The 24,596-nt window shown below is 64.7% G+C and carries 15 protein-coding genes; 6 read left to right on the top strand and 9 right to left on the bottom strand.

Going from position 1 to position 24,596, the window contains the following annotated elements; all coding sequences use genetic code 11:
* Positions 1-152 precede the first annotated feature (152 nt).
* On the top strand, positions 153-1,619 hold the full coding sequence (locus tag ACVIYL_RS39145; RefSeq protein ID WP_456781072.1) for a glucan biosynthesis protein G: 1,467 nt from the start codon (positions 153-155) through the stop codon (positions 1,617-1,619).
* On the top strand, positions 1,607-3,727 hold the full coding sequence (gene mdoH, locus ACVIYL_RS39140) for a glucans biosynthesis glucosyltransferase MdoH (protein WP_456781071.1): 2,121 nt from the start codon (positions 1,607-1,609) through the stop codon (positions 3,725-3,727). Before ACVIYL_RS39145 ends, mdoH begins: the two co-directional genes overlap by 13 nt.
* Before the next feature lie 10 nt (positions 3,728-3,737).
* On the opposite strand, the gene ACVIYL_RS39135 is transcribed toward mdoH, so the two are convergent.
* Together ACVIYL_RS39135 and ACVIYL_RS39130 are read right to left on the bottom strand one after the other, a co-directional pair.
* Positions 3,738-6,059 carry an ATP-binding protein gene (locus ACVIYL_RS39135; protein WP_456781070.1) on the bottom strand — a complete coding sequence of 774 codons (2,322 nt, stop codon included), beginning with the start codon at positions 6,057-6,059 and terminating at the stop codon, positions 3,738-3,740.
* A 193-nt stretch (positions 6,060-6,252) separates the two neighbouring features.
* Positions 6,253-7,641 carry a cation diffusion facilitator family transporter gene (locus ACVIYL_RS39130; protein WP_456781069.1) on the bottom strand — a complete coding sequence of 463 codons (1,389 nt, stop codon included), beginning with the start codon at positions 7,639-7,641 and terminating at the stop codon, positions 6,253-6,255.
* 428 nt (positions 7,642-8,069) lie between these two features.
* Here ACVIYL_RS39130 and ACVIYL_RS39125 point away from each other — a divergent pair, with 428 nt between their 5' ends.
* From ACVIYL_RS39125 to ACVIYL_RS39110, 4 genes are all read left to right on the top strand, one after another.
* Positions 8,070-8,666, top strand: coding sequence for a TetR/AcrR family transcriptional regulator (locus ACVIYL_RS39125; protein ID WP_456781938.1), 597 nt, complete (start codon positions 8,070-8,072; stop codon positions 8,664-8,666).
* Positions 8,667-8,758: 92 nt separating this feature from the next.
* Positions 8,759-9,610 carry a DMT family transporter gene (locus tag ACVIYL_RS39120; protein WP_456781068.1) on the top strand — a complete coding sequence of 284 codons (852 nt, stop codon included), beginning with the start codon at positions 8,759-8,761 and terminating at the stop codon, positions 9,608-9,610.
* A 442-nt stretch (positions 9,611-10,052) separates the two neighbouring features.
* Positions 10,053-12,074, top strand: a complete 2,022-nt coding sequence (locus ACVIYL_RS39115) for an alkyl/aryl-sulfatase (protein WP_456781067.1) — start codon at positions 10,053-10,055, stop codon at positions 12,072-12,074.
* A 362-nt stretch (positions 12,075-12,436) separates the two neighbouring features.
* A complete protein-coding gene (locus ACVIYL_RS39110; RefSeq protein WP_456781066.1) occupies positions 12,437-12,931 on the top strand; it encodes an RlpA-like double-psi beta-barrel domain-containing protein in 495 nt (164 codons plus the stop codon).
* A gap of 93 nt (positions 12,932-13,024) precedes the next feature.
* Here ACVIYL_RS39110 and ACVIYL_RS39105 read toward each other — a convergent pair whose 3' ends face one another.
* The 7 genes from ACVIYL_RS39105 to ACVIYL_RS39075 all read right to left on the bottom strand — a co-directional run bounded on the left by ACVIYL_RS39105 (position 13,025) and on the right by ACVIYL_RS39075 (position 24,539).
* Complete coding sequence (locus ACVIYL_RS39105; RefSeq protein ID WP_141340892.1) at positions 13,025-13,993, bottom strand: zinc-binding dehydrogenase; 969 nt, start codon at positions 13,991-13,993, stop codon at positions 13,025-13,027.
* A 172-nt stretch (positions 13,994-14,165) separates the two neighbouring features.
* Positions 14,166-15,161 carry an NAD(P)H-dependent flavin oxidoreductase gene (locus tag ACVIYL_RS39100; protein WP_168858126.1) on the bottom strand — a complete coding sequence of 332 codons (996 nt, stop codon included), beginning with the start codon at positions 15,159-15,161 and terminating at the stop codon, positions 14,166-14,168.
* A 246-nt stretch (positions 15,162-15,407) separates the two neighbouring features.
* The gene (locus ACVIYL_RS39095) at positions 15,408-15,842 is read right to left on the bottom strand and encodes a CBS domain-containing protein (protein WP_028331534.1); all 435 of its coding nucleotides are present in this window, start codon (positions 15,840-15,842) and stop codon (positions 15,408-15,410) included.
* Positions 15,843-16,114: 272 nt separating this feature from the next.
* Positions 16,115-17,431 carry an oxalate/formate MFS antiporter gene (gene oxlT / locus ACVIYL_RS39090; protein ID WP_028331533.1) on the bottom strand — a complete coding sequence of 439 codons (1,317 nt, stop codon included), beginning with the start codon at positions 17,429-17,431 and terminating at the stop codon, positions 16,115-16,117.
* Between the two features lie 236 nt (positions 17,432-17,667).
* Positions 17,668-18,960 carry an oxalate/formate MFS antiporter gene (gene oxlT, locus ACVIYL_RS39085; protein ID WP_456781065.1) on the bottom strand — a complete coding sequence of 431 codons (1,293 nt, stop codon included), beginning with the start codon at positions 18,958-18,960 and terminating at the stop codon, positions 17,668-17,670.
* 258 nt (positions 18,961-19,218) lie between these two features.
* The gene (locus ACVIYL_RS39080) at positions 19,219-19,356 is read right to left on the bottom strand and encodes a hypothetical protein (RefSeq protein WP_167350443.1); all 138 of its coding nucleotides are present in this window, start codon (positions 19,354-19,356) and stop codon (positions 19,219-19,221) included.
* 188 nt (positions 19,357-19,544) lie between these two features.
* A complete protein-coding gene (locus ACVIYL_RS39075; protein WP_456781064.1) occupies positions 19,545-24,539 on the bottom strand; it encodes an autotransporter domain-containing protein in 4,995 nt (1,664 codons plus the stop codon).
* Between the last annotated feature and the right edge of the window lie 57 nt (positions 24,540-24,596).

Genomic DNA, 24,596 nt, shown 5'->3' with positions numbered 1-24,596 from the left:
GTGTTCAGCCGGCGGACAATCTTCGCTTGCTCGCAGCAAAGATGGAACTCAGCGCCGGTTCGGCGGTTGCATTGCGGCGTCCCGGTCAGCGAGCAGGAGCTGCTTTGAATCGTCGCCAGTTACTCCACGGATCGGCCGTATTGCCGACACTCATGTTCTTGCCACAGCGCCAGGCCGCCGCCGCAGGGAGCGCGACGGACGCACCCTTCAACCCAGGCATGGTCAGGGAGCTTGCGCGCAATCTCGCCGGCAAGTCGTTCGAGGCGCCGGACGAGAAGTTGCCGAACGGTCTGACGGACCTGAACTACGACCAGTACCGCTCGATCCGCTTCACGCCCGAGCGCGCGCTGTGGCGCGGCGCGAAGCTGCCGTTCGAAGCGCAGTTCTTCCACCGCGGCTTCTTCTACAAGAACAAGGTCAAGATCTTCGAGGTCGCTGACGGCAAGGTCAGCGAAGTCAAGTACAGCAAGGACATGTTCTCGTTCGGCGAGACCGTGCCTGACTTCACCGAGACCAACCTCGGCTTTGCCGGATTTCGCATCCACGCGCCGATCAACAAGCCGAACTACTATGACGAGGTCTGCGTCTTCCTCGGCGCGAGCTATTTCCGCGCGGTCGCCAAGGACGAGACCTACGGCCTGTCGGCGCGCGGCCTGTCGATCGATACCGGCGAAGCCAAGGGCGAGGAGTTTCCGTTCTTCAAGGCGTTCTGGCTCGAGCGTCCCGTGCCCAACGCGACCTCGCTGGTCATTCACGCCTTGCTCGACAGCAAGAGCTGCGCGGCAAGCTACCGCTTCACGATCAGGCCTGGAGCGACCACGGTGTTCGATGTCGAGGCATCGCTCTATCCGCGTGCCGATCTCGAGCACGTGGGCCTTGCGCCGATGACGAGCATGTTCTTCTTCGGGCCCAACGATCGCAACGAGGTCGACGACTTCAGGCCGTCGGTGCACGATTCGGACGGGCTTGCGATCTACAACGGCACGGGCGAGAGCCTGTGGCGCCCGCTGAGCAATCCGCGCGACCTCCAGATCAGCACGTTCCAGGACGTCAATCCGCATGGCTTCGGTCTGATGCAGCGCGAGAAGAATTTCTTCGCCTATCAGGACATCGAATCGCGCTTCGAGAAGCGTCCGAGCCTGTGGGTCGAGCCGATCGGCGACTGGGGCGAGGGCGCGGTCATCCTGTTCGAGATCCCGACCAAGGAAGAGATCCACGACAACATCGCCGCGTTCTGGCGGCCGAAGGCGCCGCTCAAGGCCAAGAGCGAGACCAATTTCACCTATCGCCTGCATTGGGGGCCGGATGCGCCGAAGCCGCATTCGCTCGCGCGCTTCACGCGCAGCGGCATCGGCGCGCATGGCGAGAACAGCAAGCTGTTCGTGCTCGACCTGTTCGGGGACAATCTGAAGGGGATCGATCCCAATAGCGTCAAGGGCGTCGTGACGGCCGAGAAGTCCGAGATCACGAATGTCGTCACGCAGCCAAATCCGAATACCGGCGGATGGCGGCTCAGCTTCCAATGCGCCGTCAAGAAGGACCCGGTCGAGCTGCGTGCGCATCTGGCGCAGGATGACAAGCCGCTCTCCGAGATCTGGGTCTATCGATGGGCGCCATAGTCACGTCGCCTCATCCTGACGTCGCTGCGGCGGCCGACGGCTTCCTGCCACAAGAGAGCCCGCTTGCGATGTCGGCGGCCGATCTTGGCCGGCCGCCGCTTGCGGTGAGCAAGCCGGTGTCGGTCGGTGCGGGCATGTTGATGCGCCGCGCGTTCGTCCTGATGCTGACGGCGGCGCTGACCGGTGCCGGCGCCTACGAGATGTACATGGTGGTCCAGGTCGGCAGCGTGACGATCATGGAAGGCATGGTGCTGGTGCTGTTCGTCGCGCTGCTCGCCTGGATCGCGTTTTCGTTCGCTTCGGCGCTCGCCGGCTTCTTCGCTCTGCTTCGGCGCAACGGCAACGCCTTGCCGATCCGCGACGACGGTCCGTTGCCGCAGCTCGCGAGCCGGACCGCGGTCCTGCTCCCGACCTACAACGAGAATCCGCATCAATTGATGGCGCGCCTGCGCGCCATCTACGAGTCCGTCGAGGCAACCGGGCAGGGCGACAGCTTCGACTGGTTCGTGCTCAGCGACACCCGCGATCCCGATATCTGGATCGCCGAGGAGAGGGCGTTCCTCGAACTCTGCGAGGCCTGCGGCGCGCAACGGCTGTTCTACCGGCATCGCGCCGACAACACGGCGCGCAAGTCCGGCAACGTCGGCGAGTGGATCACGCGGTTCGGCGGCGCCTATCGGTTCATGATCGTGCTCGACGCCGACAGCCTGATGTCGGGCGACACCATGGTGCGGATGGCGCACGCGATGGAGACCAACCCGCAGGCGGCGCTGCTGCAGACGCTGCCGGTCATCGTCAATGCGCGCAGCCTGTTCAGCCGCCTGCAACAGTTCGCCGGCCGGCTCTACGGACCGATGGTCGCCGCCGGTGTCGCGTGGTGGCACGGCTCGGAGGGCAACTACTGGGGGCACAATGCCATCATCAGGATCGAGGCATTTGCGGAGCAGGCGGGGCTGCCCGAGCTCTCCGGACGCAAGCCGTTCGGCGGACATATCCTGAGCCACGACTTCGTCGAGGCGGCGCTGATGCGGCGCGCCGGCTGGGGCATCTACATGGCCCCGATGCTCGGTGGCAGCTTTGAGGAGGTCCCGCCGTCGCTATTGGATTTTGCCGCGCGCGACCGCCGCTGGTGCCAGGGCAATCTGCAGCATCTCGCCGTGCTGAGGACGCGCCGGCTGCACTGGATCTCGCGGCTGCATTTCATGACCGGGATCGGCTCCTACATCACCGCGCCGCTCTGGCTGTCGTTCTTGCTGCTCGGAATCCTGATCTCGTTGCAGGCGCGCTTCATTCGGCCCGAATATTTTCCGAAGGGTTTTTCGCTGTTCCCGAACTGGCCGGCCCAGGACCCGGTGCTCGCCGCCTGGGTGTTCGGCCTCACCATGGCGCTGCTGATCGTGCCGAAGCTGCTCGGCTTCATCCTGTTGCTGACGCGCTCGGACGTGCGCCGGCAATTCGGCGGCGGGTTCCGGGCGCTGACGGGCGTGCTCGCCGAGGTGCTGATCTCGGCGATGATCGCGCCGGTCATGATGGTGTTCCAGTCGATCGCCGTCGTCGAGATCCTGCTCGGCCGGGACGCGGGTTGGCAGACGCAGCGGCGCGATGACGGCGCGGTCGAGCGGCGGGAGCTCTATCGCAAGTACGGCGTTCCGACCGCCTGCGGTGTCGCGATGGCGATAAGCGCCTGGGCGGTGTCGCTGCCGCTGCTGCTGTGGATGTCGCCGGTGATCGTCGGCCTGCTGTTTGCGATCCCGATCGGCGCCTGGACCGCAAGGCCCGCGATGCGCGCGCTGTTCGTAACGCCGGAGGAAGCTAAGCCGCCGCGCGTGCTGGTCCGAGCCAACGAGCTCGCATCGTCGCCGGCACACGCATCGGCCCCCGCGCTCGCGACGTTGCGGCAGGATTCCGGGCTGCTGCATCGCCATCTCTCGTCGCTGCCGCCGGCGCGGCGCGGCGGTCCGGGCGAGATCGATCTTCACCTCGCGGTGGCGCGTGCGCGGATCGAGGCAAGCGACAGCTTCGACCAGGCGGTCCGCCATCTCACGCCTCGCGAGACGCTGGCCGTGCTCGGCGATTCCGCTCTGCTGGAAGGGGTGCTTGCGAAGTAGTGTGGGGGGCTCAGGCCGCTTCCGGCAGCTTCGTCTGCAGGGACCGCGGATCGCGCGGCAGCGTGACGCGCACGACGGTGCCGACGCCGAGCTTGGAGCGCAGCCGCATCGAGCCGCCGTGCAGATTGGTAAGCGAGCGCGCGATCGCAAGTCCGAGACCGGAGCCCTGGTAGCTCTTGGTGAGCTGGCTCTCGACCTGCTCGAACGGCTTGCCGAGCCGGCGCAGCGATTCCGGCGCGATGCCGATGCCGCTGTCGGCGATCAACAGCACGATCGAGTCATCCAGCATCTGGCCGCGCACCAGCACGCGGCCGTGGTCGGGCGTGAACTTCACCGCATTGGAGAGCAGGTTGACGATGATCTGCTTGACCGCGCGGCGGTCGGCGACGACCGAGATCGTGCTTTCGATATTCGACTCCAGCGACAATCCCTTGTGCTCGGCGCGGCCGGAAACCACGCGCAGCGACTCCGCGAGGATGCCGGAGAGATCGAGCGGCTCCATGTCGAACTTCATGCGGCCGGCCTCGATCTTCGACATGTCGAGGATGTCGTTGATGACCTCGAGCAGGTATTTCCCCGACGTCAGGATGTCGTGGCAGTACTCCGCGTATTTGTCCGAGCCGAGCGTGCCGAACAGGCCGCTGCCCATGATCTCGGAGAAGCCGATGATGGCGTTGAGCGGGGTGCGCAGCTCATGGCTCATATTGGCGAGGAATTTCGACTTCGCGGCGTTGGCGTCCTCGGCGCGGGTCTTTTCCTGCGAATATTTTTCGGCGAGGTCGGCAAGCTCGACGGCCTGCCGCTCCAGCTCGGATTGCGAGCGCTGCAGGTCGATCACGGTGGCGCGCAGGCGCAGGTCGTTGTCGACCAGCTTCTGCTCGTGCGCCTTGATGCGGGTGATGTCGGTGCCGACGGAGACGTAGCCGCCGTCCTTGGTGCGGCGCTCGCTGATGTGCAGCCAGCTGCCGTCGTCGAGCTGGGCCTCGAAGGTGCGGGCGCCGGGCGCTGGGACGCCGCTCTCGTGCAGGCGGGTGCGCACTTCCGGCATGCTGCCGACCTCGATCACGGTCTCGTAGGAGGTGCCGGGGCTGACGGCGGAATCGGGCAGCTTGTGCAGCCGCTGGAAGTGCGAGTTGCAGAGCACGAGACGATCGTCGGCGTCCCAGAGCACGAAGGCTTCCGGAATGGTCTCGATCGCGTCGCGCAGCCTGAGGTCGGCTTCCACCGACTTCTCGGCGAGGCTCTTCTGCTCGGTGATGTCGACCGCGATGCCGATCAGATGCAAGCCGCCGTCGGCGGCGGCGTGGCTGAGCTCGCAGCGCACCCGCAGCCAGATCCAGTGGCCGCCGACATGGCGCATGCGGAAGCTCTGGTCGATGTGATCGATCTTGCCCGAGATCAGCTGGTCGGCGATGTCGAACAGGTTGATGTCGTCCGAATTCACCAGCGCGTTGACCTCGCCGAAGGTGAGGAGGTCGTTGCGGGTGTCGAGGCCGAGCAGGGTGAACATCGACTGCGACCAGAAGATCCGGCCGCGCGACAGGTCCCAGTCCCACAATCCGCAGCGGCCGCGGTTGAGCGCGGTGTCGATCCGGCCGCGCACGGCGTCGTTGATCAGGTCGCCCTCGCGGGCGCGGGTCGATTGCCAGTGGAACGCGAAGCCGAGGATCAGCACCACGAAGCTCGTGGTCGCCGACAGCGTCACCGAGAGCGCCGCGTCCGATCCCCAGATCGGCTCGTTCATTTCCTGGATGACGACGACCTGGCCGGGCAGCGACTTGACGAGTTGCGAGATCGCCAGTGCGCCGGTGCCGCCGGGCAGCGTCATGTCGCTGACCGTGCCCTGCTGGCCGGGCGCGACGAGCAGTTGCGCGGTGGAGACGATGTCGAGGATGCGGTCGTTCTCGCCGGCGCCATCGACCGGCACGCGCGCCAGCACGCGGTGATCGGCGCTGGTGATGATGACGTGGCGGCCATAGGCGATGCCCCAGGACGGGATCAGGTCCGGCAGCAGTTCCTGCATCCGCTCGATGTTGGCGAGCCGGTCGCGCCGCACCGAGGTCAGGCGATCGAGACGTTCGGCGAGGATGTCGGAGAGCGCGGCGAGGTCGCGCTTCATCGCGCCGCGCTTCTGCCGGTTCTGGTCGATCACCTGGACGAAGGCGCCGAGGCAGATCGTGATGAGGAAGGCGATGATGAGGGTAGGGACAGCGCGGCGCAGTGCAGGCTCGGCCATCAGGAGCCTGTGATAGGCCGGTTTCGCGATCGACTGCGCCAATCCCTTGATCGAATCGGATTGGACGCACGCGTTCGCTGCATGCGCGCGCGCCATGCCTGAGACCCCCGCTCTAAGCTGATTTTTTACCCGGTTCGCATGCTCCCCACGATGCATCCGAATCATGATCATTTGAATCCAGATTTCCGGGACTGTCGAGAGTCAACGATTCGTTAATGCGAAAAAATTCTTGTCCCGGAGAGAATCATGCGGCGCAAAGTGAGTCCGAAACAGGAACAGCTCCGTAGAATTACCCGCGCGTCGGCTCTGCGTGACTGATCACACGCTTCACGGTGGGGAACGCACGACGCAGCTTGCGTTCGATCTCGTCGACGCTTTCGTGCACCTTGATCACACTCATCGAAGGCCGAGCTCGGCAATGGAAGTTGACGACCTCGCCGGCGTCGGTGTTGCGCACCCGCACATTGTGGATGTCATGGATCGCGCCGCCATCGGCAAAGCCGGTCAGCGCCGCCTTGATGGCTTCGACGCGGTCCGGCGCGGCGTCGGTTCCCCACGGCAGTTCCGGCTCGAGCGGCTCGATATGGGTGTCGACCTCGACGTCCTCGCCGAAATCCTCGCGGATCGCGCGCTCGAGCTGGTGGGCGATGTCGTGCGCCGCGTCGAGCGCCATGTTGCCGTCGACCTCGAGGTCGATGCCGACGATCAGCTTGCCGCCGATGTCGTGCACCGTGACGTGGTGGATGGCGAGGCCGGAATTGCGCGCGATCACCATGATGCGCTCGCGCACGCTCTCATTGTCGCGCGCCACCGGCACCGCGGTGAAGGTGAGGTCGGCGTCGCCGAACGCCTTGGTCACCGCCGCCTGCGCCCTGCGCTTGATGTCCTCGACGCGGTCGATCGGGTAGGTGCGCGGCACCTTGGCGATGGCATCGATGAAATGCGTCGCGCCGACCATGCGGACGCGCAACCGGTCGACATCGACCACCCCCGGCACGGCCTTGATGGCGGCGGTGGCCTTCTCCAGCGCGCCTTCGGGCGCGCGGTCGAGCAGGGTCTCGACCGTCTCCCGCGCCATGCGCAGGCCGAGCAGGGCGATCATCACCGCGACCGCGATCGCCGCCGCCGCATCACCCCACCAGAAGCCGAAGCCGGCCAGCACCAGGCCGACGATGACGGCGCTCGAGCCCATCACGTCGGAGGCGAAATGCAGCGCATCGGCGGCCAGCGCCTGGCTCTTGGTGTCGCGCGCGGCGCGGTGCAGCGCGCGGGCCCGCCACAGATTGACGCCGATATCGATGACCAGAACGACAAAGGGAATGGCCGAGATCGACGGCGGCGGCGCGCCCTCGCGCAGATGGCTGTAGGCCTGCACCAGGATGCCGCCGGCCAGCACATAGAGCAGCGCGATGATGCCGAGCGCCGAGACGCTCTCGAACTTGCCGTGTCCGTAATGATGCTCGGCGTCGGCCGGCTGGTCCGACACCCGCACCACCGCCCAGGTGATGATGGTGGCGACCAGGTCGATCGAGGAGTGCAGTGCCTCGGAGATCAGCGCCAGCGATCCGATCGCGATGCCGACCACGAACTTCGCCACCGCCATGCTGCCACTGGCGAGGATCGAGATCGCGGCGACGGATGTCTTGGTGGAGGGGGCGCTGGTGTTTGAAGGGCTCATGGGCGGCGGTTTAGCAGGGAGTTGGTGAACATCAAGTGTCGTTGATGAAACGCAATCGCCACTCAGTTGCAATTGCAGGATTTTGCCAAAATCACGCTGTCGTCCTGGCGAAGGCCAGGACCCATGACCAAGGGTTGTGTTGTTGAAGTGAGCTGTAGCGACTGAATCGCGTCATGACTCGCATTCGGGGTAATGGGTCCTGGCTTTCGCCAGGACGACGCTGGACGTGTTGCGCGACGTGTCAACTAAACATCCGCGTTCTCGCGGCGCGTTTCGCTAGAGCGCAGCGAAACCCATCATCTCGGCGTGCGGATGCAATCGATGGGTTTCGCTGCGCTCTACCCATCCTACGAGCTAATGATCCAAAGCGGCCCTTGCCATTTAAGGACCGATTGGTCTATATATCGGCAATGAGCCGCCAAACCACCATGCAGGCGCCCCGCGGCCGCCCGCGAAGTTTCGACGTGGACGCCGCCATCGAACGCGCGATGAATGTGTTCTGGTCGCGCGGCTATCACGCCACGGCACTCCCGGACCTGCTGCGTGCGACAAAACTCTCGCGCGGCAGCCTTTATGCCGCTTTCGGCGACAAGCACTCGCTGTTCCTGCGCGCACTCGATCGCTACATTGCCGATGCCCTGACCCGGATGGATGACGAACTCGATCCCCGCAGAGATCCGGTCGATGGCCTGCGGGCCTACCTTGCCGGTTACGTTGAACGCGCGTGCGGTGCCAATGGCCGGCGCGGCTGCCTGTTGGTGGCGACGGCGATGGAGCTGGCTGGCCAGGATGCCGAGGTTGGCCGCCGCTTCGCGAGCTTCTTCAAAACCATGGAGACCAGGGTGGCGGACGCATTTTCCCGTGCGGAGACCGCGGGCAGATTGGCCGATGGCGTCGAGCCTTCGAGTGCCGCCCGAATTCTGATCTGTTTCCTTTGGGGGCTGCGCGTGGTCGCCAAAACGGCGCCGGCGCGCACCATGTCGCAAGCCACCGCCGACGCGCTGCTCGATCGCTTCATCAAATAAGCAACTGTTGGAATGACCCTTGATGTCCTCTGGACGTCTGCGCGATCGGTACGCCAATATATGGACCGATCGGTCTTGAAAGGAAGGATGCGATGTCTGCCATCCAGATCATTTGCGCGGTGGCCGTTCCCTTGCTCTGGGGTTATCAGTTCGTGGTCATCAAGGTCGGCGTCACCGAGTTTCCGCCGCTGTTCTTCCTCGGACTGCGCTTCCTGGCCATCGCGCTGCTGCTTGTTCCGTTCGTCAGAAGGCCGACACGCCAACAGCTCGGCCCTGTCGCAGCTATTTCGGTTTTCCTCGGCGGACTGAACTTCGGGCTGTTCTATGTCGGCCTTGGGCTCGGCTCGGGGAGCATGTCGGCCGTCGCCTATCAACTCGCCCCGCCCTTCACCGTGCTGCTCGCCTGGCCGCTGCTCGCGGAGCGGCCGTCGCTCATCACATCTGCCGGCGTGGTGCTGGCGTTCGTCGGCGTGGTGGTGCTGGCGGCGGGGCCGGGGCTGTCGGCAAACGTGCTGCCACTGCTGCTCGTAGTTGCCGCGGCGTTCGCATTCGCGGTGTCCACCGTCCTGACGAAACGCTACGGCCCGTTCGATCCCCTGATGCTGATGGGGTGGTCGTCGCTGCTCACCGTGCCGCAGGTGATGTTGATGTCGTTGCTGCTCGAATATGGACAGCTGGCGAGCCTTGGCACGGCGGATCAACGTGGCTGGCTGGCGCTCGCCTACACCGTCTTCATCGGCGGCATTGTCGGGTTCGGCCTGTGGTTCTGGCTGATCGCCCGCTGCTCCATGGCCCGCGTCGCCCCGTTCGGGCTGCTGCTTCCGGTATTCGCGTTGATTTCGAGCGTGCTGTTCCTTGGCGACAGCGTGACGCCGAAGCTGATTGTCGGTGGACTGCTTGCAATCTCCGGCGTCGCCATCACACAAGTCAGGCCGGGTGCGTAGGCGAGCCAGACGTAGCGCTCGCAGGGACGGAATTCGGCCGTGGCCGATGGCTCCCGCTTCCACAACAGGGAACCGCCTTCGGGCGGCCTTCCGCTTGCGTAAAATGCGAACTGTTCGCCATCGCCAGGACGCGAGCGTGTGCGGCAAAACAGCGCTCTCTCAGCGTGGCCGGTGCGCTGCGCCTCGCCTCAGAGCCGGCCATCGCGGCATGCAGGGGCTACTCGGAGCGTGATTTCGCGCGCCAGACATCTTTTTTTGACCGCTCAGCCCGCAGCGTTGGTGTGCAGCTTGTGCCAGAGCGCGCAGCCATGCGGACGGATGCTGCCGGACATGTTTCGACGTCGCAACTTCGGGTGGAACGATTGCTCTCTGGACGTGTTTGGCGGCGATGCTCTCGGTGCTCAGGGAGTGGACCAATATCCAATGTAAAGGGAGAGGCCACATGAGGAGCGTTTTCGCGAAGGCGTCAATCCTCGGGGTTGTCAGCGCGGGGCTGATCGGTACGGCCGCAGCACAGACTCAAGATTTGCGCAAGGGCGCGGCCGATGCGACCAAGCAGACGAATTCGGTCTTGCTGAAACAGCTGCCGTTTAACGACACCTCCGATTTCGACGCCGCGAACAAAGGCTTCATGGCCGCGCTGCCTTCCGAGGCAATCAAGGGAAGCACGGGCAACGCGATCTGGAACCCGCAGCAGTATGGCTTCATCAGCGACGCGACAGCCCCCGATACGGTCAACCCAAGCCTGTGGCGACAATCCCGGCTGATCAACATCTCCGGCTTGTTCGAGGTGACCGACGGCATCTATCAGGTCCGCAATCAGGACCTGTCGAACATGACGATCATCGAGGGCAGCGAGGGCATTACAATCGTCGATCCGCTCGTGTCGGCAGAGACGGCAAAGGTGGCGCTCGACCTGTACCGCTCGAAGCGCGGAAACAAACCCGTCAAGGCCGTGATCTACACCCACAGCCACGTCGATCACTATGGTGGTGTGCGGGGCGTCACCAGCGAGGACGACGTCCAGTCCGGCAAGGTCAAGATCTACGCGCCGGATGGATTCCTGGAGGCTGCGGTCGCCGAGAACGTCATGGCCGGCACCGCGATGAGCCGGCGCGCCAGCTACATGTACGGCAACCTGCTCAAGGCGGATCCGAAGGGGCAGGTCGGCGCGGGTCTCGGCACCACGACCTCGGCAGGCACGGTGACGCTCATCGCGCCGACCAACATCATCAAGGAAACCGGACAGAAAGAGAAGATCGACGGCTTGACCTACGAGTTTCTGATGGCGCCCGGTTCGGAAGCGCCGTCGGAGATGATGTGGTTCATCGAGGAAAAGAAGGCGATGGAATCCGCCGAGGACGCGACCCACACGCTGCACAACACGTATTCGCTTCGCGGCGCCAAAATTCGCGAGCCGCTTCCCTGGTCGAAGTACCTCAACCAGGCGCTGGTGATGTGGGGCGACAAGGTCGATGTGGTGTTTGCGCAGCATCACTGGCCGACATGGGGCTATGACAAGGTGGTTTCACTTCTGGAGAGCCAGCGCGACCTTTACCGCTTCATCAACGACCAGACCTTGCGCATGGTCAACCACGGCATGACGATGCGCGAGATCGCCGACGGATTCAAAATGCCTGACAGCCTCGCCAATGTCTGGGCAAACCGCGGTTACTACGGCTCGATCTATCATGACGTGGCCGCCACCTATGTTCTTTATCTTGGCTGGTTCGACGGCAACCCGGCCACCCTGCACGAACTGCCGCCGGTCGAGGCGAGCAAGAAGTACGTCGAGTTCATGGGCGGCAGCGACGAGGTTCTGAAGAAAGCCAAGGCATCCTACGACAAGGGCGAATATCGCTGGGTGGCTCAAGCCGTCCACCACGTCGTGTTCGCCGATCCCGACAATCAGGCCGCCAAGAATCTCGAAGCCGACGCGCTCGAGCAGCTCGGCTATCAGGCCGAGTCCGGACCGTGGCGCAACTTCTACCTGACCGGCGCCCAGGAGCTGCGCAACGGTGTCGCCAAGCTGCCGACGCCGAACACCGCGAGCCCCGATACGGTGCGCGCGATGTCCGCGGATTTGTTCTTCGACTATCTCGGGGTTCGCCTCAACGCGGAGAAGGCCGGCAACGCGCATGCGAAGCTCAACTTCGAGTTCGGCAAGGACGGCAACTACTTCGTCGAACTGAAGAACGGAGTGCTGAACCACACGGCGAACATGAAGTCCAACAATGCCGATGCGACCGTCGCGTTGTCGCGGGATACGCTGAACAGCATCATCCTGCAGCAAACTAGGTTTGATGATGCCATCTCGGCCGGCGCGGTGAAGGTCAGCGGAGACCAGACCAAGCTGCGCGATCTCGTGTCGTATCTCGACACGTTCGACTTCTGGTTCAATATCGTGACGCCGAACCAGACGGCTCAATCCGCCACGACGGGGCGAGGGGGAACGTCGCGATAATCGTACGATAATGACACGGTCAAGCGGCGCGGAGCATTTGCTTCGCGCCGCTTCGCTATGCGCACCTTCGTCGTAGATCGCACGGATTTCCGCGATCGAGCGGGTGCGGAAGGTGACGATACACTCCTCACGCGCTGTCGAAGACAGCTCCGTTCAGTCATTTTGCTGACGCAATCTCTGTTTTAGTCGAGCGAGAAACTGAAAAACACGGTGTGAGGGCCGCCCAGGTTCTCACGATGGTTCCACCGCCGGAACTGGCACGAATCCGCAAGGAATTGGCACGCGTAAACGCCTCCGCGTCCGCTTGACCATGTTTTGCGGCATCGGGAACCGGACGATCGAAGAAAATCAATCAAGGAGTTATGATGCTGTTCGGCTCGAGCGCCGCGATTTGCGGCGCCCTGGTTGCGCTCGCCTTTTCTGGCACCGCTGCTCGAAGTGAAATCGCTGCGGTTCATTCAAGCGCCGTCGTCAACGCCGCGTGTGGGGATGCAATCGTTGGCGCGGCATCCATGTACAATCCATTCAAGCCCGGCAAGGAGGAGGGCGGTCCAAGCACAGCTTCCGGCGAGCGCTATGATCACTCGGTCTGGGCGGCTGCCATCAAGACGAGCTTGCGTCGGAAGTTTGGTGGGGTCCAATTTGGCGCGCGGCCGAAATATGCCCTCGTCGAGGCTGTCGGAAAGAAGGTCATCGTGAAGATCAATGACGTGGGGCCACTCAGGCCTGGCCGCATCATTGACCTCAACGAGCGGACGATGCGCTATTTCGATCCAAGCCTGGAGCTCGGAGTCCTCAGTGGCGTCAAGGTCAGCCCGCTTGCGGGGGACTATTGGATTCCAGGACCTGTCGGCTGAACATCGCACGCGAAAGAGCCAGGGCATAGCACGCGGCAAGCGCGGACCCGTTGGCTGATCCGCCCTTCACTCGCAAATCGCCGGAGCCTGCTGCTACAGCGTCACCACGATCTTGCCGAGATGCTTGTTGGCTTCCATGTGTTCGAACGCCTTGCCGATGTCGGCGAATTTGTAGACCTGGTCGATCGGCAGCTGCAGCTTGCGTGCCTCGACCGCGGGCCAGATGTCCTTGCGCACCTCGTCGAAGATCGCGCGGATCTCCTCGATCGAGCGGGTGCGAAAGGTGACGCCGATATACTGGATGCGGCGCGCCGCGTGCAGGTCGAAGTTGAAGTCGCCATGGGTGCCGCCGAGCCGGCCGACATTGACGATGCGGCCCTTGACCTTGGTCGCCTTGAGGTTCTGGTTCGCGACCGGTCCGGAGACCTGGTCGACGATCAGGTCGACGCCTTCGCCTGATGTCGCCTGCAGCACCTGATCGACCCAACCGGGATCCTTCGAGTCCACCGCGAGATCGGCGCCGAACTCCTTCAGCCGGCCGCGGCGCATCGCATCGGTCGATGAGCCCACCACGAGCTTGGCGCCTTTCAGCTTGGCGATCTGCATCGCCATCAGCCCGACGCCGGAGCTTGCGCCCTGGATCAGCACGCTCTGGCCCGGCAGCAGTGCGCCATTGGTGACGACGGCGTTGTGCATGGTGGCGAGCGCGACGGGCAGGGTTGCGGCCTCGTCGAAATTCATGTTCGAGGGCGCGCGGAACAGCCGGCCGTGATCGGCCAGCGTGTATTCGGCGAACGCCGCGCCGCCGGAGCCCATGATCTTGTCGCCGACCTTGACGCCCTTGGCATCGGGGCCGAGCTCGGCGACCTCGCCGGCCCATTCCATGCCGAGCACGGTGCCGACGCCGCCGGCCGCGCCGTGGACATGGCCCTTGGTCATGCCGAGATCGGCGCGGTTCAGCCCGCAGGCATGGACCTTGACCAGCACCTGGGTGCCCTTCGGCACGGGCTTCGCAACGTCGGTGATTTCAGGGCCGTTAGGGCCGTAGACATAGGCTTTCATGGGCTTCTTCTCGTTTGTGTCTAACGCGAGATGACTTGAATTCCGTCATCCTGAGGTGGCCGCTTTTTCAGCGGCCCTCGAAGGATGGACGGCCCGGCTGGTGGCCGTCGACCCTTCGAGACGCGCTTCGCGCTCCTCAGGGTGACGGATAACACTCGTGCTCCGCTCCGGCTTATTCCGCGGCCTGACGCTTGGCGCCGGACATCATGGCTTCCAGCCGTTCGCGGATGATCGCTTCCGCTTCGTGGACGATGCGCGACACCAGCTCGGCACAGGACGGAATGTCGTGGATCAGGCCCTGCACCTGGCCGGCCGACCAGATGCCTTCGTCGGCATCGCCTGACGCGTAGACCATCTTGCCGCGCGCGCCGGCGACCAGCTCGCGCACGTCCTCGAACTTGGCGCCTTCCTTCTCCATCTGCACGACCTTGGTCGAGATCGCGTTCTTGGCGACGCGCGAGGTGTTGCGCATGGTGCGGAAGATCAGCTCGGTCTCGCGCTCGTCATTGGCGACGATGCGTTCCTTTACCAGCTGATGGATCGGGCTCTCCCTGGTGCACATGAAGCGCGTGCCCATGTTGATGCCTTCGGCGCCGAGCGCGAGCGCTGCGACCAGGCCGCGCGCATCGCCGAAGCCGCCCGAGGCGATCATCGGGATCTTCACCTTGTCGGCGGCGGCGGGGATCAGGATCAGGCCGGGGGTGTCGTCCTCGCCGGGATGGCCGGCGCATTCAAAGCCGTCGATCGAGATCGCGTCGGCGCCCATCCGCTCGGCGGACAGCGCGTGGCGCACGCTGGTGCATTTGTGCAGCACCTTGATGCCGTGCTTCTTGAACTCGTCGACGTGTTCCTGCGGCTTGTTGCCGGCGGTCTCGACGATCTTGATGCCGCTCTCGATGATGGCCTGGCGATACTCGGCGTAGGGCGGCGGCTTGATCGCGGGCAGGATGGTCAGGTTGACGCCGAACGGCTTGTCGGTCAGCTCGCGGCAGCGCGCGATTTCCTTGCGCAGATCGTCCGGCGTCGGCTGCGTCAGCGCGGTGATCATGCCGAGCGCGCCGGCATTGGCGACGGCGGCAACCAGCTCGGCGCGCCCGACCCATTGCATGCCGCCCTGCACGATCGGGTGGTCGACGCCGAACATTTCGGTGAAACGTGTCTTGATCATTCTGCCCTCGTTTCCATCAAAATTTTCCGTGTCGCGGACGGCGGCGCACGGTGTTGTTATGGATGTCGAGGGGAAGGATGCAGTCCTGTCCGGCAATTGTCTACCGGCGACCTGCGGCGCGCCCATGCGGAAATGACAGGCCGCGGCGGTCGGGCGAGGGCGGGACGGAAATCTTTCGTCATCTGTTCAGGCGCTGGTGATCGAACACGCAGCGCCTGGCTGAGAGCAACGCAAAGCAGGCGCTTGTTACGCCGGCACGGCGTCCTTCTTCGACGCGGCGGTCTCCTCGTCGAATGCGGCGGCGATGTCGCGCATGCTGACGACGCCGATCAGGCTGTAATTGTCGATGACGGGCACGTGGCGAATGTGGTGCTTGGTCATGAGATGACGGATGTGCTCGAGCGTGTCGCTCGATGTGCACGACACCAGCTGCTGCACCGACACGAACTGCGACACCTTCATGCTTGCGCCCGCCGCACCGTGCTCGGCGATCGCGCGCACCACGTCGCGCTCGGTGAACATGCCGACGGCGGTGTTACCCTCGGTGCGAACGACATCCTTGACCACGAGCGCGCTGATATTGCTGGCGCGCATCAGTTGCGCGGCGATCGCCACCGTCTCGTTCATGCGCACCGTGGCGACGCGGGGGGTCTTCTTGCGCAGGATATCTCCGACTTGCATGGCAACCTCCTTGGTTATCGTTGACTGGAGTCTGGTATACAAAATGCCAATTGTCAACGTGGCTGTCACAGAAATCTACCATCAGCAAAATGCTTAAATAGGCAGGTTTGCTGACATTTCCGACGATTGTGAGCGGCCGTGGGCGGCGCGGGCGATCTGCCGCACTAAGCGTGGTGGCATCTGGCATCCCTGAGCTGGCAAAAAAGAGAAGAGGCGCACCGAGATGCGCCTCTGTCCGTTCAACAGGAAAATTGAGAATTCAGGCCGTCTTGTTAAGCCGTCTTGGCGCTTGTCGCGGTCTCTTCCGCGGCGGCAGCCTCGTTGCCGTTGATGAAGGCGCGGCGCATCGGCTTGATCACGAACAGCGCCATCAGCGCCGCGGTGGCGTTGAGGGCGACCGCGATCACGAACACCGCCTGCCAGCCATAGCTGGCGGCAACGATGCTGGCGGCAGGCACCAGGAGCGCTGCGGTGCCCTTCGCGGTGTAGAGCATGCCGTTGTTGGTGGTCGCGAACTTCGAGCCGAAGGTGTCGCCGCAGGTCGCCGGGAACAGCGAGTAGATCTCGCCGAACACGCCGAAATAGACCGCGGTCGCCAGCACGAACACCACCGGGTTGTGACCCCAGGTGGACAGCGTGAGCAGCATCAGCGCGCCGGTGCCGAACGCGATGAACATGGTGTGCTCGCGGCCGATATTGTCGGAGACCCAGCCGAAGAACGGCCGTCCGAAACCGTCGAAGATGCGGTCGAGCGAGATCGCGAAGGTCAGCGCGGCCATCTGGAAGCCGGCGAGCGTGACCGGCGTGTTCGCGATCTTGTAGTCGTGCGCGATCGGTGCGATCTGCGCCGCCGCCATCAGGCCGCCGGCGGCGACCATCACGAACACCAGATACATCACCCAGAAGATCGGGCTGCGCAGCACCTGCGGCGGCGTGAAGTCGACCTTGGTCTGCGGCAGATTGAGCTGCTTCTTCTTCGGCGGGATCGAGACCGCGGGCGGCTGGATGAAGAAGGCGAGCAGGAAGACGATCAATCCCTGTCCGATGCCGAAATCGAAGAACGCAGTCTGATAGCCGCTCGCGGCGATCATCTTTGCAATCGGCACCACGGTGAGCGCGGCGCCGGCGCCGAAGCCGGCCGCGGTTGCGCCGGCGGCGAGGCCGCGGCGATCGGGAAACCACTTCAGCGCGTTGCCGACGCAGGTGCCGTACACCGCACCGGCGCCGATGCCGCCGAACACGGCGGCGGTGTAGAGCAAGGCGAGCGAGTCGGCATAGGAGTTCAACACCCAGGCGAGCGCGATCATGATGCCGCCGAACATGATGACGAGCCGCGGGCCGTATTTGTCGACGAACCAGGCCTCGACCGGCACCAGCCAGGTCTCGGTCACCACGAAGATCGTGAAGGCGAACTGGATCGCCGCGCGCCCCCAGTGGTGCGCGCCGTCGATCGGATCGACGAACAGCGTCCAGCCGTATTGCAGGTTCGCGATCATCGCCATGCAGACGATGCCCATGACGAGCTGCAGCCAGCGGAAGCCGCTGGACGAAGGTTGAGCTTGTGTGACGGCAGTATTGCTGGAAACCATCAAGTCCTCCCGAGCGCGCTGGTCTTGTGACCGAGTGTCGCAATTATTGTGGCGTATCGTCGCAAGCGCCGGCGGAAGTTGGTATACTATATTCCAGAAAGCAAGCCCTTCATTCTGCTGCAACGCAGCAAATCTGCCCTCCGACGCGCCGGTCCAGACGGCATCTCGTGGCCAGCCAAAATGAAAAGCGCCCGGCTTTTGGCCAGGCGCTTCGCAGGCTGTGGTGAGGCGGTTGCTTAAGCCGTAGCCGATTTCGCGACCACGATTTTCCGCCAGGGCTTGAGCAGCATGATCGCGAGCAGCGAGGCGAGGATGTTGGCGCCCGCCGCGATGATGAACACCTTGTCCCAGTTGCCCGACGATTGCTGCATGTAGTTGGCGATCGGCACCAAGAGCGCCGCGGTGCCCTTTGCGGTGTAGAGCAGACCCGCATTCGTGGTGGCGAACTTGGCGCCGAACGTATCGGTGCAGGTCGAGGGGAACAGCGAGTAGATCTCGCCCCAGGCAAAGAACACGAAGCCCGAGAGCAGCACGAACCAAACCGGGTCGTGTCCCCAGAGGTAGAGCATCCAGATGCCGATGCCTTCCATGCCGAAGGCGATGAACATCGTGTTCTCGCGGCCGATCATGTCGGAGATCCAGCCGAAGAACGGACGCGTCAGGCCGTTGAGGACGCGGTCGATGGTCGCCGCGAAGGTCACGGCCGTCATCGTCACCGCCATCAGCGTGACCGGCACGCTGTCGACCTTCCAGTCGACCGCGATCGGCTTCAGGTTCGCCGTCACCATCAGGCCGCCCGCGCCGACGATCACGAACATGAAGTACATCAGCCAGAAAATCGGCTGCCGCAGCACTTCGGTCGGCTGATAGTTGCGCCGGGTCTGGATGATGTTGGCGTTCGCCACGACAGTCGGCACCTGTCCGGCCTTCGGCGCCAGCAGGAAGAAGGAGAGCAGCACGATGATGATGCCCTGGCCGAGACCGAAATACAGGAAGGTGGTCTGGAAGCCGGAGTCCTTGATCATCGCCTGGATCGGCGCGACCGTGAGTGCCGAGCCTGCGCCGAAGCCGGCAGCGGTGATGCCCGCAGCAAGTCCGCGTTTATCAGGAAACCATTTCAGCGCATTGCCGACGCAGGTGCCGTAGACGCCGCCGGCGCCGATGCCGGCGATGATCATGCCGAGATAGTAGCCGTTCAGTGTCGTCGCCTGCGCGTTGATCGCCCAGCCGAGTGCGCAAAGGATGCCGCCGACCAGCACGACGATGCGCGGACCGTATTTGTCGACAAACCAGCCTTCGACCGGCACCAGCCAGGTCTCGAACAGCACGAACAGCGTGAAGGCCCATTGGATCGATGCGCGATCCCATCCGAATTTCTTCTGGATGTCGGGGACGAAGAACGTCCACCCGTATTGATAATTTGCGATCATCACCATCGCGGCGACGCCGATCGCGAGTTGCGTCCAGCGATAGGTGTCGCTGACACGCGCGGCCGCAGGGGCCGCAGTTGCCTGAACCATGTCCGACATAGATCCTCCCAGTGCGCCCCTTGTCGTTGCTTATGAGCGCGCGACGGCCATCTTGGTATCCGATATGCCAAGGTTCAAGCTGTCGCAGGGGCAGCGCGCGCTTATGCCGCACAGGACTCAGCCCGGGCACCCCGGGAGACTAGTTCAGCGCGCAAGGAAATGGCCCCGAAAATCGGGGCCATTGGTCGAAGGTTCAATGTCAGGTCGCATCTTGCGACGAAAGCTGCATCCGGCGGAGAGCGCCGGAAATCCCTTGGCTTAGAGGCCGAAGCGCGGCAGGTCGCCGTTGCGATTCGAGATCTCCGCGCTCTTCATCAGCAGGCGGTCGATCGAGGCCAGCAGGCGGCCGAACAGGGTGGAGGAGGGCGCGAGCGTCAGTACAGTGGTCTTGGACATTGGTGTCCCCTTTCATTGGAGGCCAGCAATGGGCCGGCTCATCATCTGCAGCCAAACTATGTATACCAGATGCCAGATACAACGAACTTGTTTGCATAGCAGCATGCGCGACTGTGCAATGCAGCAAAATCGGCAGATCGGCATTCCGGATTGGCGTGGAAGGGACGGAGTCCGGCGGCGCCGCCGGATCAGAATTTCCAGCTAAAACTGGCCTTTACCGAGTGATCCTGGACCCGGTCGGCGAGCTGGCCGACATAGGCGATGCCGATGCTGGCCTGCGGCGTGACCCGCAGGTCGAGCCCGCCTTCGACCAGCGCCGCGTTCCGCGCCAGCGGCACGCCGGCCACGCTGAATCCGGTTCCCAGGCTCTGAAACGCGAGCGCCGCCGTCGGGGTCACGTCGCCGAAGGCGTACTGCCAGGCCACCGAGGCCCGCGGCGTCAGCTGCATGCCATTGGTGAGGGCGAAGCTGGTGGCGATGCGGGCGCCAAGTGAGGAATAGCCGACATCCTGGTCGTTGCCGGAGCCGCGCAGCGCGGCGGCGCCGGTGCCGCCGGTCTCGGCAAAGCTGTCGGTGTTGAGGTGGGCCCAGGCAAGGCCCGCGAACGGCTCGAGCGCGGTGCGGCCGAGCGAGAGCCCGTAGCCGATCTCGCCGAACACCTGCGCCGTGGTCGCGTCATAGCGGGCGCGCGCCGCGTCGAAGAAGCCTGGGAACACGATCGAACGGCTGGTGTCGAGCGTGCTGAAGCTTGCCGAGGCGCCGCCACGCAGACTGAGCGCGCCGTAGGTCGCGCCGACATAGCCGGCGAGATGCGCGGTGTCGATATCGGCCGAGCTCGCGCGATTGCCGACATGAACCGACGAACTGGTGTAGCCGCCGGCGATGCCGGCGATCCAGTTCGGCGCAAATCTGTGATCGACGCCGCTGAAGAAGCCGGCGAGGTCGCGCGTCATTCCCGCGGCATTGCCGTCGCCGTTCAACCGGCCCCAGGCGCCCACGCCTTGCGCCCAGAACGTCGTGGTGTCCGGGATCGGTGCAGGACGCGCGAGCGGCGGCGCCTTGACCGGAAACGCTGACCTGTCCGTGCCGGCATAGGCGAGCGCGGAACTGACCGAGAGTGAGTCCATCACGGCGGTCTGCGGGCCACCCGAACCGAGCGCGGCCGTCGGCCCGCTGCTGCCGGCGAACGAAGCTTGCCGCAGGCGGCCGAGCACGGCGTCGCGCAGGTAGCGCGAGTCGTCGAGCATCGCGGTCTGCGCGCTGGCGTGCACTTCGCCGGACAGCGCATCGAACGCCTGCCGCGCGCCGGCGGCGTTCTGGTTCAGCACGGCGACCATCAGCGGATCGCGCTGTTGCCCGCTTGCGTCCAGTGCGCCGGCGACGGCGATCTGGTTCGGTGTCGTCGCGACGCTCGTCAGCGAGGTGGCGTTGCGGGCGAGCGTCAGGAAGACGTCGTTGGCGTCGTAGCTCAGCGTCGGCGTGAGGAATGTCAAGCTGCTCGTGACATCGGTGAAGGTGCCGTTCACGCCGCCGTTCGCGGTGAGGATCGTGTAGACCGTCTGCGGCGCATAGGTGCCGGTCTGCGCCAGCGCCAGCACATTGCCGCCGGCGAGCGTCGCGGTGTCGGTGGCTATGATCTTGTCGGACTGGCCGGCCGCATTGGCCTCGACCTGGTAGATCGAGCCGGCCGCGAAGGAAACGTTGCCGGCGACGTTCAAGGTGCCGATCGAATTGCCGGGCGCGACGATGCCGCCGGCATTGGCCGTGATGCCGCCGACGGTGCCGATGCCGCCGAGGGTGCCGCCATTGTTCACCGTGACGGCGCTGGCAAGGCTTGCGCCGCCGTGGCTGTCGTCGCCGACCACGAGCTTGCCGGCGTTGACGTTGGTCGCGCCGGTGTAGGTGCTTTGGCCGTTCAGGGTCAGCGTGCCGGCACCGATCTTGGTGAGCGATGCGCCGGTGCCGCCGCTCGCGCCGCCGTCGGCGATGACGCCGCTGACGATCGTCGACAGGTCGTTGCCGCCGACGGTGAGTGCGTTCGCGCCGAGACTATAGCGGCCGGCTCCCTCAATCGAGCCGGCGGAGAGAACGCGGTTTCCGGCCGGCCCCGTGCTTGCGGAAAAATCCACGACGCCGCCGGCGTCGGTGACGAGACGGGCATTGCCCGCCGTGCTGTTGCCGGCAAACGCGGTCTGGCCGCTCGCTGTGGTGGTGAGCGTGGCGGCGCCGGCCGAGGTCGCGTTGCGGAAGTTCAGCTTGCTGTTGTTGGTGATCGTGGTCAGGCCCGAGGTATCGGCGTTGACCACCTCGAAGGTGGCGTTGTTGAGCACGCTGCCGATGAGGTTGGCCTGATGCGTGGTATCGCCGAGCTGCAGCGTGCCGGCCTGGATCGTGGTGCCGCCGGTGTAGTTGCTGGTGCCGGCCAGCACCTGCTTGTAGCTGCCGTCCTTGACCAGCCCGCCCGCGCCGGTGATGGCACCATAGTAGAGCGCGGTGGTGATGGTCGAATTCAGGCTGGTGGTGAGATTGCCGGCGGCCAGATCGACGGTGCCGAAATCGGTGGCGCCGGACGACAGCGTTGCGACTTTCTCGTTGCTGAGCAGGCGCAGCGTGCTGTTGCCGAGCACGATGACGCTGGAATTGTCGCCAATGGCGTTGCCACCTTGCACGACCAAGGTGCCGCCGAGCAGCTGCGTGCCGCCGGTATAGGTGTTGTTCCCGGAGAGCGTCAGCGTGCCGGTCCCGCTCTTGGTGAAGAGGCCGCCGCCGCTGATCGAACCGGCAAAGGTGCTGTCGTCGGAGCGGTTGAAGATCAGCCGTCCGTTGTTGAAGACGTTACCGGTGATCGCGCCCGACGTGCCGCCATTGCCGATCTGCAGCGTGCCGTTCGCGATCGTGGTGCCGCCGCCATAGCGGCCGGTGCCGGTCAGGATGGTGGTGCCGCTGCCCTTCTGCACGAACCCGCCGCTGCCCGAGATGTCGCCGCCGAAAGTATAGGTGTCGGAGCGGTTGATGGCGAAGGTGCCATTGTTCACCACCTGGCCCAGGATGGAGCCGGAGGTGCCGCCGTTGCCGAGTTGCAGCGTGCCCGCGCTGATTGCGATGCCGCCGGTCAGGCTGCTGTTGCCGGTCAAGGTCAGCGTTCCGGCGCCGAACTTGAACAGGGTGCCGTTTCCGTTGATCGACTGGCCCAGAGTGAAATTGTTGGCGGCATCGGCGATATCGAACGCTCCGCCGCCGCTGCCCAGGTTGATGGCGCGCGTGGTGCCGGTGAAGGCTGTGCCGGTGACCCGCAGCGTGCCACCGCCGTCGAAATTCAGCGCGCCCGACGCGGCGCCGAGATTGGTGTCCGATGACACCTGCACTGTGCCACGCGACATAGTCGTGCCGCCGCCATAGCTGTTGGTGCCGGTCAGCATGGTGGTGCCGATGCCGATCTGCGCGAACGCACCGCTGCCCGAGATCGTCCCGCCGAAGGTATAGATGTCCGATCGGTTGACGGCGAAAATGCCGTTGTTCACCACGTTGCCGGTGATGGATCCGAAGCTGACGCCGTTGCCGAGTTGCAGCGTGCCGGCGGAGATGGTGGTGCCGCCGGAGTAGTTGTTGCTGCCGGTGAAGGTCAGCGTTCCGGCGCCGGACTTGGTCAGCCCGCCGTTGCCCGTAAACGAGTTGCTGACGACGAAATTGTTGGTGCCATCGACGATCTCGAAGCCGCCGCCGCCCCAATTGATGGTGCGTGACGTACCGGTGAAGCTCGTGCCGGTCACCTGGAGCGTGCCGCCGTTGAAGGTCAGGGAGCCCGAAGCCGCGCCGAGGTTGGCCTCTGACGACACCGACAGCGTTCCGCCCGCCAGCGTCGTTCCTCCGGTGTAGCTGTTGTTCCCGGAGAGTGTGAGCGTGCCTATTCCGGTCACGGCCACGCTGCCGGCGCCCGATACCACACCGGTGACTGAAAAATTGGCCGGCGTGGTGTTGAAGGCGACGAGGGAGCCGGAGCCGAGCACGATGTTGTTGCCGAGCGCGAACCCGTTGTTTTGTGCTGCAATCGTTGCAGCGGCACCCGTAATCAATTGAATATCGCCGACAAGCGTCGAGCCGGTCAGCAAATTCAGGACGTTGCTGGTTCCACCGAAACGGATCGCGGCCGCATGGGTTGCGCCGTCGGCGTTGAGCCCGCCGCTGATCGTGCCGGCATTGTTGATGGTGCTGTTTCCATTGGTCATGACACCGACGCCGGCCGTACCTGTGCCGTTCGCGGCACCGCCCGTGATGGTGCCGGTGTTGCCCAGTGTATTATCGCTGCTGACCAGATTGACGCCGGCGCCGCTGCCGCCGGTGCCGGCTCCGCCAAGGGAGCCGATCCCGCCGCTGCCGCCGCCGCCTCCGGTAATGCTGCCGGCGTTGCTGATCGACGTTCCATCGCCGAGCACCAGCAAGCCATCGCCGCCGCCCCCGCCGCCGCCGCCGAGTCCGGTCCCGCCGCCTCCGGTCCCGCCTTGCCCTCCCGTGATCGTCCCCGCATTCGAGACGAAGGCGCCAGCTGCGGTGGAGACCACGCCGGCGCCACCGCCGCCGCCGCCACCACCGCCACCGGCGCCGGGAGAATTTCCGCCAGCACCGCCGTTACCGGCGTTGACTGTCACTCCGCCATTGACGGTCAGGGATGTGCCCGAAAAATACACCCCGGTGCCGCCGCCGCCGCCGCCGGACCCAAAATGAAACCCGTCCGGTCCGGTGTCGCCGGTCACGCCGGTGGTTGGTGTCGTCACGACAGCCGTTCCGGTTAGTGCCGAGCCCGGCGCGCCGCCGTTTCCTCCAGCGTTCTCCCCCGCACCGCCGATCCCGCCGGTGCCGCCGCTGCTGGGGCTGCCAGGCACTTGCACGGTGTCGGCGCCCACCAGGTTGGTGCTGTTGCCGCCGACGCCATTGCCGTTGCCGCCGAAGCCGCCACGCCCGCCGGAGTTGGGACCACCGGCAGCGCTGCACGCCGTGGTGTCAGCCGTGCAGGCCGCCTGGGCGTGAGCCGGCAATGTCAGGCCGGCCGTGCCGAGGATCAGCGCAAGCGGCGAGACCGTGGCGAGGGTACGAAAATAACTCGCGCGCGACTTCGCATCGAGACGGGCGGTCTGCGCGCCACCGAACTGTCCTACAGCGAAATCCTTCGCCGCGTATTCCCGCATTGTCACCGCATTCCAGCCTTGCCAGACTTAAGATGTCGCCGTTTTCATCGGGCCTGC

It is taken from the genome of Bradyrhizobium sp. USDA 3315 (genome assembly GCF_054056795.1).
This window is presented reverse-complemented; position numbering and strand designations above follow the sequence as displayed.

Excerpts from the sequence above, each read along its gene's own strand:
- ACVIYL_RS39145 (WP_456781072.1), top strand. The coding sequence starts at position 153 with ATGTTCTTGCCACAGCGCCAGGCCGCCGCCGCAGGGAGCGCGACGGAC.
- mdoH (WP_456781071.1), top strand. The coding sequence starts at position 1,607 with ATGGGCGCCATAGTCACGTCGCCTCATCCTGACGTCGCTGCGGCGGCC.
- ACVIYL_RS39135 (WP_456781070.1), bottom strand. The coding sequence starts at position 6,059 with ATGGCGCGCGCGCATGCAGCGAACGCGTGCGTCCAATCCGATTCGATC.
- ACVIYL_RS39130 (WP_456781069.1), bottom strand. The coding sequence starts at position 7,641 with ATGAGCCCTTCAAACACCAGCGCCCCCTCCACCAAGACATCCGTCGCC.
- ACVIYL_RS39125 (WP_456781938.1), top strand. The coding sequence starts at position 8,070 with ATGCAGGCGCCCCGCGGCCGCCCGCGAAGTTTCGACGTGGACGCCGCC.
- ACVIYL_RS39120 (WP_456781068.1), top strand. The coding sequence starts at position 8,759 with ATGTCTGCCATCCAGATCATTTGCGCGGTGGCCGTTCCCTTGCTCTGG.
- ACVIYL_RS39115 (WP_456781067.1), top strand. The coding sequence starts at position 10,053 with ATGAGGAGCGTTTTCGCGAAGGCGTCAATCCTCGGGGTTGTCAGCGCG.
- ACVIYL_RS39110 (WP_456781066.1), top strand. The coding sequence starts at position 12,437 with ATGATGCTGTTCGGCTCGAGCGCCGCGATTTGCGGCGCCCTGGTTGCG.
- ACVIYL_RS39105 (WP_141340892.1), bottom strand. The coding sequence starts at position 13,993 with ATGAAAGCCTATGTCTACGGCCCTAACGGCCCTGAAATCACCGACGTT.
- ACVIYL_RS39100 (WP_168858126.1), bottom strand. The coding sequence starts at position 15,161 with ATGATCAAGACACGTTTCACCGAAATGTTCGGCGTCGACCACCCGATC.
- ACVIYL_RS39095 (WP_028331534.1), bottom strand. The coding sequence starts at position 15,842 with ATGCAAGTCGGAGATATCCTGCGCAAGAAGACCCCCCGCGTCGCCACG.
- oxlT (WP_028331533.1), bottom strand. The coding sequence starts at position 17,431 with ATGGTTTCCAGCAATACTGCCGTCACACAAGCTCAACCTTCGTCCAGC.
- oxlT (WP_456781065.1), bottom strand. The coding sequence starts at position 18,960 with ATGTCGGACATGGTTCAGGCAACTGCGGCCCCTGCGGCCGCGCGTGTC.
- ACVIYL_RS39080 (WP_167350443.1), bottom strand. The coding sequence starts at position 19,356 with ATGTCCAAGACCACTGTACTGACGCTCGCGCCCTCCTCCACCCTGTTC.
- ACVIYL_RS39075 (WP_456781064.1), bottom strand. The coding sequence starts at position 24,539 with ATGCGGGAATACGCGGCGAAGGATTTCGCTGTAGGACAGTTCGGTGGC.